The sequence below is a fragment of the Pseudomonas sp. genome, assembly GCF_050739655.1.
GTDB lineage: Bacteria > Pseudomonadota > Gammaproteobacteria > Pseudomonadales > Pseudomonadaceae > Aquipseudomonas.
The window spans coordinates 1-13,308 of the sequence record NZ_JBOIBY010000194.1; the positions used below are offsets into that span (position 1 = coordinate 1).

Sequence of the window (13,308 nt, forward strand, 5' to 3'; positions counted from 1 at the left end):
AACCAAAAAGTCTCGCCCCGAACGTACGGCCCCTCGCCAAGGCTCGGGGTTCCTTCGCTCCGGCATTCATCCGGGGGCATCGCCCTCCGGTTGGCTTCGCTGGCACCTACATGCGATGAGTTCGACTGCGTCGAACGGCGCTGCGCGCCAATCCCCGGATGAACGCCTCCACTCAGCCTCCCGAAGGGGCGGGTGGATCAAGATCAAAAGCTGCAGGCGAGCTGACACTCGGCCTGTTGAGTGGTGAAGAGCATGGTGTGCGCCGCTCTGGATTTGCTTTTCTGTGGGAGCTGGCCTGCCAGCGATGGCGGCCTGACAGCCGACCTGATTCGGCGAATGTACACGGCCCCTGTGGGAGCTGGCTTGCCAGCGAAGGCGGCCTGACAGCCGACCTGATTCGGTGAATGTACTCGGTCCCCTGTGGGAGCTGGCTTGCCAGCGAAGGCGGCCTGACAGCCGACCTGTCTATTGAGCCTGTCCCCAATCCAAATGTAGGAGCTGCCGTAGGCTGCGATCTTTTGATTTTCTAAAGCAAGATCAAAAGATCGCAGCCTGCGGCAGCTCCTACACGGGTATTGCGAGATCCCGAAGGTTCAATTCGCCAGCCGAACCCCGCCCATGCTCCCGCTCAATTCATAAGCCGCCAATTCCGCCTGATGCGCCGATAACAGTTCCGGCAGCGATCCGCGCAGGTATTCCACCCAGGTCTTGATCTTCGCATCCAGGTATTGCCGCGAAGGGTAGATGGCGTACAGGTTCAGTTCCTGGGAGCGGTACTTGGGCATCATCCGTACCAGCGAGCCGTTGCGCAGGCCGTCGATGGCGGCGTACAGCGGTAGCACGCCGACGCCCATGCCGCTGGAGATCGCGGTTTTCATGGCGTCGGCTGAGTTCACCAGGAACGGTGAGCTGTTGATGGTGACCATTTCCTGGCCATCGGGGCCGTCGAAGGCCCATTTTTCCAGGGGGATGACCGGGCTTACCAGGCGCAGGCAGGCGTGGTTGAGCAGGTCGCTGGGTTTTTGTGCGCAACCGTTGGCTTTGACGTAGGCGGGCGATGCGCAAACGATGCTGTAGGTGATGCCCAGGCGCTGGGAAACAAAGCCCGAGTCCGGCAGTTCGCTGGCGAGCACGATGGACACGTCGTAGCCCTCGTCGAGCAGGTCCGGCACGCGGTTGGCCAGGGTCAGGTCGAAGGTGACGTCCGGGTGGGTCTTGCGATAGCCGGCGATGGCGTCGATCACGAAGTGCTGACCGATGCCGGTCATGGTGTGCACCTTGAGCTGTCCGGCGGGGCGCGCGTGGGCGTCGCTGGCCTCGGCTTCGGCTTCTTCGACGTAGGCCAGGATCTGCTCGCAGCGCAGCAGGTAGCGCTTGCCGGCTTCGGTCAGGGCGATGCGTCGGGTCGTTCGGTTGAGCAGACGGGTTTGCAGGTGGGCTTCCAGGTTGGAGACCGCGCGCGAGACGTTGGCCGTGGTGGTGTCCAGTTGCACGGCGGCGGCGGTGAAACTGCCGGCCTCGGCCACGTAACTGAAGGCGCGCATGTTTTGCAATGTGTCCATGGGGTGCTCTCGGGTTCGATGGCAAATTGTGACACGAAGTTTCAGAGTCTGAGACCCCGACTTAGGGATTATCTCGTTAACGGTAACAAAGATTCACAGGAATCCCAGCTTATCGCCTGCAACGCCTCCCCATAGAATTTCGGCCATCTCTGTAGGAGCTGCCGAAGGCTGCGATCTTTTGATTTTTTTCCGAAGCAAGATCAAAAGATCGCAGCCTGCGGCAGCTCCTACACGGGCCATCTATTACCCTCAGGAATTTTCAGCAGTGCCGCGTCGCATCAGCAGAGCGCTTAGGCCGCTCAGTGTTTTGGCTTTAACCCTGGCAATCGGCGGCTGCATCGGAACCGGAGGTATTGCCCCGCAGGGCAAGGCGCTGGAGGCCAATTCATTGGTCACTGACGAAGCCATCCAGAGCGCCGCCCAGGATGCGCATTGGCCGACCGCGCAATGGTGGCAGGCCTATGGTGATCCGCAATTGAACCGCTGGATCGACCTCGCGGTACAAGGCAGTCCGACCATGGCCATGGCCACCGCCCGAGTGCGTCAGGCGAAATCCATGGCCGGCGTTGCCGAAGCCGCCGAGTCGCTGCAGATCAACGGCGAGTCCACCCTCAAGCGCCACAACTGGCCCACCGATCAGTTCTACGGGCCGGGCGATCTGGCCAACAGCACGACCTGGGACAACAACGCCGCGCTGGGTTTCAGCTACGCCCTCGACCTTTGGGGGCGCGAAAGCAACAACACCGAGCGAGCAGTGGACATGGCTCACGTGTCGGTCGCCGAAGCGCGTCAGGCTCAGCTCGAATTGCAGAACAACATGGTGCGCGTCTACATCGAGCTTTCGCTGCATTACGCGCAGCGGGACATTGTCGAGGCGACCCTGCATCAGCAACAGCAAATCCTCGATCTGGCGCAAAAGCGCCTGAACGGGGGCATCGGTACCCATTTCGAAGTCAGCCAGGCTGAAACACCGCTCCCGGAAACCCATCGCCAGATTGATGCGCTGGACGAAGAAATCGCCCTCAGCCGCAATCAACTGGCCGCACTGGCAGGCAAGGGGCCTGGGGAGGGCGCGCAATTGCAGCGACCGACGCTGTCCTTGGGCGCGGCACTGAAACTGCCGTCGTCGTTGCCCGCGCAATTACTCGGCCAACGTCCGGACGTGGTTGCCAGTCGCTGGCAAGTGGCGGCGCAGGCGCGGGGCATTGATGTGGCGCATGCCGGTTTTTACCCGAACGTCGATCTGGTCGGCAGCCTCGGGTACATGGCTACTGGCGGCGGTGCACTGGAATTCCTGACAGGCAAGAAACTCAACTACAGCGTCGGCCCGGCGATTTCCTTGCCTATCTTCGACGGTGGGCGTTTGCGTGCGGAGTTGGGCGAAGCGTCGGCCGGGTATGACATCGCTGTGGCGCATTACAACCAGACCCTGGTCAACGCGCTGAAGAATATTTCCGATCAGTTGATCCGCCGCGAGTCCATGGACAAGCAGCAAGCCTTTGCCGCCGAGTCGGTGAGCACCGCCCAGAAGACCTACGACATCGCGATGATCGCTTACCAGCGCGGCCTCACCGATTACCTCAACGTGCTCAATGCCCAGACGTTGCTGTTCAAACAACAGCAAGTGCAGCAGCAAGTGCAGGCGGCGCGGTTGAGTGCTCATGCGGAGCTGGTGACGGCGTTGGGTGGTGGATTGGGGGCGGGGAACGATGTGCCGAACGCCGAACAAGTCCAGCCACCGAAAACCCCGGTTCTGCTGAGGTGAATGCAATACCTGTGGGAGCCAGCCTGCTGGCGATGAGGGCGGCACGTCCAACATTGATGTCGACTGATACTCCGCTATCGCCAGCAAGCTGGCTCCCACGGTTCCAAACCGTGTCTGAATTTCATTGAGCAGGATTTAATGACTCCCTTGCCCGCACCTCTGCGCTGGCTCTACTCCCTCGAATGGCGTCGGGGTTTCTTCGACTGGGCACGCAGTGACGGCGTGACCTGGGTGTATATCTTCAAGGTGCTGATCGCGGCGTTCCTGACGCTGTGGCTGGCCATGCGCCTGGAGTTGCCGCAGCCGCGCACGGCGATGATCACCGTGTTCATCGTCATGCAGCCACAAAGCGGTCAGGTGTTCGCCAAGAGTTTCTATCGCTTCCTCGGCACCCTGGCCGGGTCGGCGGTGATGGTGGCGCTGATTGCCTTGTTTGCGCAGAACACTGAACTGTTTCTCGGCGCGCTAGCGATCTGGGTCGGTATCTGCACCGCCGGCGCGGCGCGTTCGCGCAACTTTCGCGCCTACGGTTTTGTGCTGGCTGGTTACACCGCAGCCATGGTCGGATTGCCTGCCTTGGCTCATCCGGAAGGCGCGTTCATGGCAGCGGTCTGGCGGGTCCTGGAGATTTCCCTGGGGATCCTCTGCTCGACGCTGGTCAGTGCCGCGATCCTGCCGCAATCGGCCAGCGCCGCCATGCGCAATGCCTTGTACCAGCGCTTTGGTGTGTTCGCTCTGTTCGTCACCGATGGCTTGCGTGGCCGCAGTCAGCGCGAGGCGTTCGAGGCCGGCAACGTGCGTTTCATCGCCGAGGCGGTGGGCCTGGAAGGGCTGCGCAGCGTCACCGTGTTCGAAGACCCGCACATGCGTCGGCGCAATGGACGACTGAGTCGCCTGAACAGTGAGTTCATGGGCATCAGCACCCGCTTCAATGCCTTGCATCAGTTGCTCGAACGCCTGCGTGGCAGTTGCAGCGAACAAGCGGCAGCCGCCATCAAACCGGGCCTTCAAGACCTGGCCGAGGTGCTCGACGGTTTCAGTGGCCGCGCCCTGACCAGCGCCGATGCGGCGCGGCTGGTCACGGCATTGACCGTCTACAAGGAAGGCTTGCCGGCGCGGGTACGCAGCCTGCGCGCGACGTTCCTGGCGAGCCAGCCGAGCGACGCCGAGCTGCTGGATTTCCACACCGCCTACGAATTGCTCTATCGCTTCGTCGACGACTTACACAGTTATGCACAGACCCACGCCTCCCTGGCCGATCACAGTCATGAACGCGAGCAGTGGGACGAACCCTTCACCCCGCAAACCAACTGGCTGGCAGCTGCCGCCTCGGGGATTCGCGCCTCGTTCATTCTGCTGGTGCTGGGCAGCTATTGGGTGGCCACCGCGTGGCCGAGCGGGGCGACCATGACCCTGGTGGCCGCCGCTACCGTGGGCCTTTCCGCCGCCACACCGAACCCCAAACGCATGGCTTTCCAGATGGCTTGCGGCACCTTTCTCGGGGCGCTGATCGGTTTTGCCGAGATGTTCTTCATCTTCCCGTGGATCGATGGTTTCCCTTTGTTGTGCGTGATGCTCGCGCCGGTGTTCGTGCTCGGCGCGTTCCTCGCATCGCGGCCGCAATACGCCGGGGTCGGGGTGGGATTGTTGATTTTCTTCAGCATCGGTTCGGTGCCGGACAACCTGACGATCTACAACCCCTACGCCTTCATCAACGACTACATCGCCATGGTGATCGGCATGTTGGTGTGCGCGGCAGCGGGGGCAATCATTCTGCCGCCCAACAGCCGCTGGTTGTGGCGCCGACTGGAGCAAGATCTTCGTGGCCAGGTGGTGTACGCCATCAGCGGCAAGCTCAAGGGCCTGGCGTCGCGCTTCGAAAGCCGCACCCGCGACCTGGTGCACCAGGCCTACGGTTTCGCGGCGGGTCAGCCTCAGGTGCAACGCAACCTGCTGCGCTGGATGTTCGTGGTGTTGGAGGTCGGGCACGCGATCATCGAGTTGCGCAAGGAACAAGCGATGCTGCCGGTGCATCCGGCCTATGCCGAATCCCAGCCGTGGCGACAGTCGATCCGGGTGATGGGGCGCGCGCTGGTGCGACTGTTCCTGCAACCAGGCCAGAGCAATCTGGAACGCGCACTGATTGCGGTCGACCACGCTATCAGCCGCGTGCAAGCCACTGACGAACCGTTCGCCCCGCATTTCGACACGTCGGCGTTGCGACGGGTGAAGAGTTACCTGCACTTCATCCGCACCTCGCTGCTGGACCCGCAATCGCCATTGGCCGGCTACACCCGTGCCGTCGCCCCAGCCAAGCCCCAAGGACTTCAACATGCCTCGTGAAATCGCCTTCCACGGCGTGTACATGCCGACCATGACCCTGATGTTTTTGCTGGCGGCGGCGCTGGCCTGGGCGCTGGACCGGTTCCTGTCCGGGTTCGACCTGTACCGCTTCTTCTGGCACCCGGCGCTGCTGCGCCTGAGTCTGTTTATTTGTCTGTTCGGCGCGATGGCGCTGACTGTCTATCACTGAGAATGCCTTGATGAAAAAGTTTTTCAGTCTGCTCGCGACCCTGCTGGTACTGGCCCTTGCGATATGGATCGGTCGTACCCTGTGGGTGCATTACATGCAAACCCCGTGGACCCGCGACGGTCGGGTACGCGCCGACATCATCAACGTCGCCGCCGACGTCACCGGTGAAGTGGTGAACGTGCCGGTGCGTGACAACCAATTGGTGAAGAAGGGTGATCTGTTGATGCAGATCGATCCGGAGCACTACCGCCTGGCGGTCAAGCAAGCGCAGTCGCTGGTGGCGTCGCGCAAAGCCACGTGGGAGATGCGCAAGGTCAACGCCCATCGCCGCGCCGATCTGGACAACCTGGTGATCTCCAAAGAAAACCGCGACGACGCCAGCAACATCGCCGACTCGGCCCTGGCCGATTACCAACACGCACAGGCGCAACTTGAAGCTGCCGAACTCAACCTCAAACGCACCGAAGTGCGTGCGGCGGTGGACGGTTATGTGACCAACCTCAATGTGCATCGCGGTGACTACGCACGCATTGGCGAGGCGAAAATGGCCGTGGTCGACATGAACTCGTTCTGGGTCTATGGCTTCTTCGAAGAAACCAAGCTGCCCCAGGTGCGTGTTGGCGACAAAGCCGACATGCAGCTGATGAGCGGCGAAGTGCTCAAGGGTCACGTGGAAAGCATTTCACGGGGCATCTACGACCGCGACAACCCGGAAAGCCGTGAGCTGATCGCCGATGTGAACCCGACGTTCAACTGGGTGCGCCTGGCGCAACGTGTGCCGGTACGGATTCACATCGATGAAGTGCCGGAGGGTGTGCTGTTGGCGGCGGGGATTACGTGTACGGTGGTGGTGAAACCTTAAGGTCAAAAGATCGCAGCCTGCGGCAGCTCCTACATTGGAATGCGCTCCCCTGTAGGAGCTGCCGCAGGCTGCGATCTTTTGGCGGTATTCAGTTACAAAACGTCTCATGCAGGTGTCGCCAAAGAATCCTGCCCTCGACCTTCTCGAACACAACTGTCGAGCGACGATCCGAATGCAGCCCGGTCGCATCAGTTTGCTGCTCGCGATAACTAACCACCGCACCGCTGTCGTACAGCGCAACGCCTGCCAACTCGCTGAGCTCGATGCGAAACCCGAGCTTCTTGCCGCCGGCGAGCGTGAACAGCTGGTTCAGCGCGGCAAAATCCAGCACCCGGCCCAAGGGCGAGACCATGGAAAACTGTGGCGAGAAGCGGGTCAGCAGGTGTTCCAGTTCCGACGGGTCTTGCTCCTCGGCCAGCCAATGTTCGATGGCGACGTGGGCCTGGATGACTTCATTGAAGTATTCGGTGTAGTCGGTCATGTCGGTTCCTGAAATTTTGTGGTGGCTGTTCTGACGCCTTCGCGGGCAAGCCCGCTCCCACAGGGATCTTTGGTGTGAATACTATCTCTGCAACACGGAGGAACCTTGTGGGAGCGAGGCTTGCCCGCGAAAGGGTCGACTCGGTCTCAGAGCTGCCCACGCAACCCGAACCGCTTCATCAATGCCAACTCAAGCAATCCCTTGGGCAGTAACGCTGCCAACAACGGCAACGCCCGGCTGCCATTACCCAGACGAATCAACCGCGGCGGCTTGCTTTGCTGCACGGCCTTGAGCAGCCCTACAGCGAATTCGCTGGCCGGCGTCGGTTTGTCCTGGGAGGCCCTGGCCCGTGCGCGAATGCCTTCACGCAGCTCGAACCATGGCGATTGTTCGCTGATCAGTTGCTCGGCTTCGTGGCCGGCATTGCTGGCGAAACTGGACGCAATGGCGCCGGGCTGTACTTCCATGACCCGCACGCCAAACGGCGCCAGTTCCATGCGCAGGGCATCGCTCAAGGCATGCACGGCAGCCTTGGACGCACAGTAGGCACCCGCGAACGGCGTAACCAGTATCCCGGACACACTGCCGACGTTGACCACAATACCTTTGGCCCGACGCAATACCGGAAACAGGGCGCGGGTCACGCCAACGATGGCGAATACATTGGTTTCGAACTGGCGCTGCATCGCCGGTACGCCACCATCGAGCAACGGCCCCATGGCGCCGTAGCCGGCGTTGTTGATCAGAACATCAAGGCCGCCATACTGCTGGTTGATCCTTTCGCTCAACTGCTCAAGCGCCGGACCGTCGTTGACGTCCAGTTGCACGGCGGTGAACCCCGCGGCGGCCAGCATCGCCACGTCTTCAGGCTTGCGGGCGGTGGCCCAGACTTTATAGCCGGCCACCTTGAACGCATCGGCCAGGGCACGGCCGATGCCGCTGGAACAACCGGTAATCAACGCAACGGGCATGGCGCATTCCTTGTGCAAAAAAGTGGGGGAGAACTCAGTCGGAAAAACTACCCTGCAGGCGCTCGGCACGAAACTCCAGGGTTTCCGGGCGGTAACCGGGACGCAGTGGCGGCAGAGGCAAGCAGTCTTCCCAGCTATCGCCGGCCTGTAATTCGCCGGGGCCGCGGTAGCGTGGTGCTGTGTATTGGTTGTCGGCGAGGTTGACCGTGTCACCCGGCGCGTAGGCAGCGACTCGCCAGCGCAGCTCGGTCAAGGGTACGTCGTTGCCGTTCTTCATGGTCAGTTGCAGCGGTCGATCTGCCGGGCAGTGTTGCGGCGCGTAGCTGATACGCAGCTCAAGGCGCTGCAATTGCTTGAGTTCGCGATGGTCCATCCAGACGACCCACGTAGCGACGATGCCCAGACCCAAGGCAGCGGCCATGGAGACTGGCAAGGCTTTGGCTGGATAGCGCAGCAGCAGGATGATCCAGGTGCTGACCAGCAGGACGCCGATGAACATGACGCGAAACCTCGGGGGTAGAGGAGAGCATCCTACCTAAGCGGCGGTGAGGTGGCGATGGGGGAGGTTTTTGTGGTGGATGTAATGGCCTCATCGCGGGCAAGCCCGCTCCCACAAGGATCTCCGCAGTGAGTGCAATCTATGCTACACAGCAAAACCCTGTGGGAGCGGGCTTGCCCGCGATGAGGCCATAACGGGTCACACAAAAACTGAAGCCAAAAAAAGCCCCCGACCAACCCACCGCGGATAGGGAACGCAGCAGGTTGGACAGGGGCTCAAGGCTTACAGAAGCTTACTGCGCGATCGTCTTCACCGACACACCACGCTCAATCGGAGTCGAGCGACCATAGATATCGTCATACCGCTCGATATCGTCCTCACCCAGGTAGCTGCCCGATTGCACTTCGATGATCTCCAGCGGGATCTTGCCCGGGTTGCGCAGGCGGTGGACCGACGCAATCGGGATGTAGGTCGACTGGTTCTCGGTCAGCAGGAACACGTTTTCATCGCAGGTCACCTCGGCGGTGCCGCTGACCACGATCCAGTGCTCGGCGCGGTGGTGGTGCATCTGCAGCGACAGGCATGCGCCCGGCTTGACCGAGATGTGCTTGACCTGGAAGCGCCCGCCCATGTCCACCGAGTCGTAGGAGCCCCACGGACGGTAAACCTCGCAGTGGTTCTGGGTTTCGCTGCGGCCCTGTGCGTTGAGGGTGTTGACCATCTGTTTCACGCCTTGGACCTTGTCCTTGTGGGCGATCATCATGGCGTCCTTGGTTTCCACCACGACGATGTTTTCCAGGCCGATCACCGACACCAGTTTGCCGTTGCCGTGGATCATGCAATTGCGGCTGTCCTGAACCACCACGTCACCCTTGGTGACGTTGCCGTTGGCGTCCTTTTCATTGACTTCCCACAGCGACGACCAGCAGCCGACATCGCTCCAGCCGGCGGTCAACGGAACGACGCAGGCGCGCTGGGTTTTTTCCATCACCGAGTAGTCGATGGAGTTGTCCGGGCAGCAGGCGAAGGTGGCTTCGTCGAAGCTGATGGTGTCCAGGTCTTGCTCGCTGCGCTCAAGGGTAAGCAGGCAGTTGTCGTAGATGTCCGAATCGTGCTTTTTCAGCTCTTCGAGGAAGCGGCTGGCGCGGAACAGGAACATGCCGCTGTTCCAGAAGTAGCCACCGGACTGGACATATTCGGTGGCGCGTTTGACGTCCGGTTTTTCAACGAAGTGCGACACACGGCTGACGCCTTCGGGCAGCAGCGAATCGTTGGTCGACTTGATGTAGCCGTAGCCGGTTTCCGGTTTGGTGGCCGGTACGCCGAACAGCACCATTTCGCCGTTTTCGGCAGCGACAGTGGCCAGGGCCAGGGCGCGTTGCAGGGCTTTCTGGTCTTCCAGTACGTGGTCGGCCGGCAGCACCAGCATCAGTTCGTCGCGACCTTCATTGACCAGCATCATCGCGGTCAGCGCCACGGCCGGCGCGGTGTTGCGGCCGAACGGTTCCATCAGGATGCGCTGGGTTTCCAGTTTGCGGGCGGCCAGCTGTTCGTTGACGATGAAGCGGTGGTCCTTGTTGCAGACCACGATCGGGGTGTCCATGCCTTCGAATACCAGGCGCTCCAGGGTTTGCTGGAACAGCGTGTGTTCGCCGGTCAGCGCCAGGAACTGTTTCGGGAACTGCTTACGGGAAAGCGGCCAGAGACGTGAACCGCTACCACCGGACAGGATGACTGGAATCATGGTGTTACTCCTTGAAATCTTTAGGTGTAGGAGCTGCCGAAGGCTGCGATCTTTTGATCCTTGGCGACCTTGAGATCCCTGAAGATCAAAAGATCGCAGCCTGCGGCAGCTCCTACAAAGGGCTAGCCTTTGGAAAAATTAATTAGCGGGTAGAGACCGGGCGTTTCACCCATACCGGCGACAGGCTGCTGCCACTGCCGGTGACGTACAGCACCGCCGCTTCACCGCGTTCCAGGGCGACCGGTTTTACGTCGCCGACTTTCGTTGCGCCATCGTATAGCGCCAGGCTGACTTTCACCGGGTTGATTTCACGTTCGCCACGGCCTTTGGCAGCGACGTTCGGCACCACGTCGGTCTTGCCGTCGGCGGTTTTCAGGGTCAGCGCCTTGTCGCTGAGGTTCTGCACGCGTACCAGGGATTTCTGCTTGTTCTTGAACGGCGGTTCTTCGATCAGTTGCGGTGCGCCGCTGGCGTTGTTGACCAGGGTGTAATAGTGATCACCGGCCAGTTTCACCGGCAGGCTCTGGCTACCGACCTTGGCGCTGTAGTCGCCGCCCGGCATGAAGCTGAAGTCGCTGCTCGACAGCGGTGCGACGTCGCTCAGGTTGGTGCTGCCCACGGTGGCGCTGACTTCGGCGTTGCTGGCGTTGTAGATGCGCACGAAGGTCGAGCCTTTCGGTGCGGTCGGGCCATACAGCGCCGCGTCGCCGCCAGCGAAGGCCTGCATCGAAAGCACACTCATACCAGCAACCAGTGCAAAGGTCTTGGCGAGACGACGAGGAGTAGTCTTGAAAGTCATGGTAGTACCTCTCTCTTTCAGTTTTGCGCCCGATCGGGCGTCTCGGATTTAGTGTTTACGGCTACGTTTTGTTGGCGGGCGCCGGCTTGTTTAAGCTCTGCGACCCACTGCGGGTCGGCGTCGCCGATTTCGTTGTTCACAGGCAGATAACGTTCAGGAAACTCCCAGATCAGCACCTGGGGCGGGCTGTTCTTGAAAGCATCGCTTTTCAGGTAGCTGAGCATTGGCAGAATCGGGCCGTGGCCGTCTTCGGCGTAACTGACCACGTCGCTGTTCAACGCTTGTTTCAGCGCGCCGACGAAGTTCCAGTTGGGGTTGGCGCTGTAGCTGGTACCGATCAGGGCCACCGGTACTTCGGTGTTGGCGAACAGGGCGTCGTCACCCGATGGCTGATCTTCGGCTGCCACGGTGTTGCGCTTTTGCAGCGGTTCCTGTGCCGGCATCAGGTTTTCGAACAGCGGGTCCAGTGGCAGGAACAGACGCAAGTCGCCTTTGTGGGTGACTTTCTCCGCAGGCTCGGTGACGAAATGCTGCGGCTCGCCGCTGAGCGGGTATTTGTCGGCGATGGTTTTGGCCAAACGGTTGGCAGCGATTTCGGCGCCTTCCGGGGTCCAGTGAGTGTCGGTGCGCAGGAACACCTGCTTGCCGTCCTGCTTGGCCTTTTGCAGCGGGCCGAGCAGGTCAGGCGCTGGAATCCGGTCAGCAGCCAGGCGCTTGTGGAAGTCCTGGTAGAGGTTGGCGTGGATGCTCGCCGGTTTCACTTCGCCCACGTGTTCCGGGTACAGGCGCACTTTGGCCGGAACCACGGCCATCACCAGATGAATGCCTTTGGCTTTCAGTGTCTGGCGCACGCCTTCGACCAGCGCGTAGTTGCCTTGCAGGTTCAGCTCTTCGTTGACGGTCGGGTGGAATTCTTCATCGCTGTACAGCCACTGGTCACGACCGAGCACCACGCCCGGACGTCCTTCGTTGAACAGTTTGAAATCCAGCGCAGCCCAAAGGTTGGTGCCCAGGCGCTTGATCGGAAACTCGTCGTCGTAGTGGGTTTCCACGGCCTTGGTCCAGCGGCCGTTGAGCACGGTCGCATCGGCGTTGGTGCTGAAACCCAGGAAGCTGCGAACCGACCACAGGCCCAGGGCGAGCAGTGTCACCATGAACAGGGCGATGTAGAAGATACGTAATGAGCGGGTCATGGTCAGATCCCTCAGAACTGGAAGTAAAGGAACGGCGAGAAGCTTTGCGCCGAGAGTTTGAGAATCGAGGCGATGAACAGCAGCAGTACTAGGGCACGCATCACGTAGCGTGACCAGTCCGCGGTCCAGTAGGCCGGTTGCACCTGGGCGTCGACGCCAACGGTGTAGCCAGGCTGGTGAATGCTCGCCGGGTTATCCCCAGGCGCAGCTTTGATCAGACCCGGTTCGGTAGCGGCCGGGCCGTCGCTGTCGACGTTCACCGCAGGCTTGGTCTTGGCGGGCGGCTGATTGGTGTAGAAATCACGCAGGCCGAAGAACGCCAGGGTCACGTAAGCCACGATCAGGGTCGCCACTTGCAGACCGGTGAGGCTCGCCTGATTGAGTTCCGACAGGTTCCAGTCGCCGAAGCTGAACATCGCGCCGTACATGCGCCCGGCAACGTGCAGGTTCTCGGCACGGAAGATCACCCAGCCCATCACCACCAGCAGGAAAGTCAGGGCCCAGCGGATCGGATTGAAACTGCGTGGCGAGGTATTGAGGCCGATGGCTTTTTCAATCGCCAGCCACATGCCGTGCCATGCACCCCAAACGATGTAGGTGATGTTCGCGCCGTGCCACAGACCACCGAGCAGCATGGTCAGGAACAGGTTGCGATAGGTGATCAGTGTGCCTTTGCGGTTGCCGCCCAGGGTGATGTAGAGGTAGTCACGCAGCCAGGTCGACAGGCTGATGTGCCAGCGGCGCCAGAACTCGGTGATCGACTGGCTGATGTACGGCTGCTTGAAGTTTTCCATGAAGCGAAAACCCATCATCAAGCCCAGGCCGATGGCCATGTCGCTGTAGCCGGAGAAGTCGAAGTACAGCTGCGCGGTGTACGCCAGTGCGCCGAGCCAGGCATC

General features: G+C 61.1%; 13 protein-coding genes. 5 read left to right on the plus strand and 8 right to left on the minus strand.

All coding sequences use genetic code 11. The annotated features are described in order from the left end of the window. Positions 1–593 precede the first annotated feature (593 nt). Positions 594–1,562, minus strand: coding sequence for a LysR family transcriptional regulator (locus ACRESJ_RS09355; protein WP_431757656.1), 969 nt, complete (start codon positions 1,560–1,562; stop codon positions 594–596). Positions 1,563–1,827: 265 nt separating this feature from the next. Between ACRESJ_RS09355 and ACRESJ_RS09360 the strand changes: the two genes are divergently transcribed. The 4 genes from ACRESJ_RS09360 to ACRESJ_RS09375 all read left to right on the plus strand — a co-directional run bounded on the left by ACRESJ_RS09360 (position 1,828) and on the right by ACRESJ_RS09375 (position 6,722). After that, on the plus strand, positions 1,828–3,327 hold the full coding sequence (locus ACRESJ_RS09360) for an efflux transporter outer membrane subunit (RefSeq protein WP_431757657.1): 1,500 nt from the start codon (positions 1,828–1,830) through the stop codon (positions 3,325–3,327). 138 nt (positions 3,328–3,465) lie between these two features. Continuing rightward, complete coding sequence (locus ACRESJ_RS09365; protein ID WP_431757658.1) at positions 3,466–5,670, plus strand: FUSC family protein; 2,205 nt, start codon at positions 3,466–3,468, stop codon at positions 5,668–5,670. After that, positions 5,660–5,860, plus strand: a complete 201-nt coding sequence (locus ACRESJ_RS09370) for a DUF1656 domain-containing protein (RefSeq protein ID WP_431757659.1) — start codon at positions 5,660–5,662, stop codon at positions 5,858–5,860. The genes ACRESJ_RS09365 and ACRESJ_RS09370 overlap by 11 nt, the downstream gene beginning before the upstream one ends. A gap of 10 nt (positions 5,861–5,870) precedes the next feature. Then, positions 5,871–6,722: an efflux RND transporter periplasmic adaptor subunit gene (locus ACRESJ_RS09375; protein ID WP_431757660.1), complete on the plus strand. Its 852-nt coding sequence runs from the start codon at positions 5,871–5,873 to the stop codon at positions 6,720–6,722. Positions 6,723–6,810: 88 nt separating this feature from the next. Here ACRESJ_RS09375 and ACRESJ_RS09380 read toward each other — a convergent pair whose 3' ends face one another. The 4 genes from ACRESJ_RS09380 to ACRESJ_RS09395 all read right to left on the minus strand — a co-directional run bounded on the left by ACRESJ_RS09380 (position 6,811) and on the right by ACRESJ_RS09395 (position 10,417). Further along, positions 6,811–7,203, minus strand: coding sequence for a DUF4440 domain-containing protein (locus tag ACRESJ_RS09380; RefSeq protein WP_431757661.1), 393 nt, complete (start codon positions 7,201–7,203; stop codon positions 6,811–6,813). A gap of 146 nt (positions 7,204–7,349) precedes the next feature. Then, positions 7,350–8,174, minus strand: coding sequence for an SDR family oxidoreductase (locus tag ACRESJ_RS09385; RefSeq protein ID WP_431757662.1), 825 nt, complete (start codon positions 8,172–8,174; stop codon positions 7,350–7,352). 34 nt (positions 8,175–8,208) lie between these two features. Then, positions 8,209–8,673, minus strand: coding sequence for a multidrug transporter (locus tag ACRESJ_RS09390; protein ID WP_431757663.1), 465 nt, complete (start codon positions 8,671–8,673; stop codon positions 8,209–8,211). 292 nt (positions 8,674–8,965) lie between these two features. Beyond that, the gene (locus tag ACRESJ_RS09395; protein WP_431757664.1) at positions 8,966–10,417 is read right to left on the minus strand and encodes a mannose-1-phosphate guanylyltransferase/mannose-6-phosphate isomerase; all 1,452 of its coding nucleotides are present in this window, start codon (positions 10,415–10,417) and stop codon (positions 8,966–8,968) included. Between the two features lie 11 nt (positions 10,418–10,428). On the opposite strand from ACRESJ_RS09395, the gene ACRESJ_RS09400 reads away from it, so the two are divergent. Beyond that, on the plus strand, positions 10,429–10,563 hold the full coding sequence (locus tag ACRESJ_RS09400; protein ID WP_431757665.1) for a hypothetical protein: 135 nt from the start codon (positions 10,429–10,431) through the stop codon (positions 10,561–10,563). Here the strand turns inward: ACRESJ_RS09400 and ACRESJ_RS09405 are convergent. From ACRESJ_RS09405 to ACRESJ_RS09415, 3 genes are all read right to left on the minus strand, one after another. Then, positions 10,560–11,216: an alginate O-acetyltransferase AlgF gene (locus ACRESJ_RS09405; RefSeq protein WP_431757666.1), complete on the minus strand. Its 657-nt coding sequence runs from the start codon at positions 11,214–11,216 to the stop codon at positions 10,560–10,562. The genes ACRESJ_RS09400 and ACRESJ_RS09405 overlap by 4 nt on opposite strands. A gap of 17 nt (positions 11,217–11,233) precedes the next feature. Next, positions 11,234–12,409, minus strand: a complete 1,176-nt coding sequence (locus ACRESJ_RS09410) for an alginate O-acetyltransferase (protein WP_431757667.1) — start codon at positions 12,407–12,409, stop codon at positions 11,234–11,236. Positions 12,410–12,420: 11 nt separating this feature from the next. Beyond that, on the minus strand, positions 12,421–13,308 hold an 888-nt coding region (locus ACRESJ_RS09415), incomplete at its 5' end, for an MBOAT family O-acyltransferase (protein WP_431757668.1).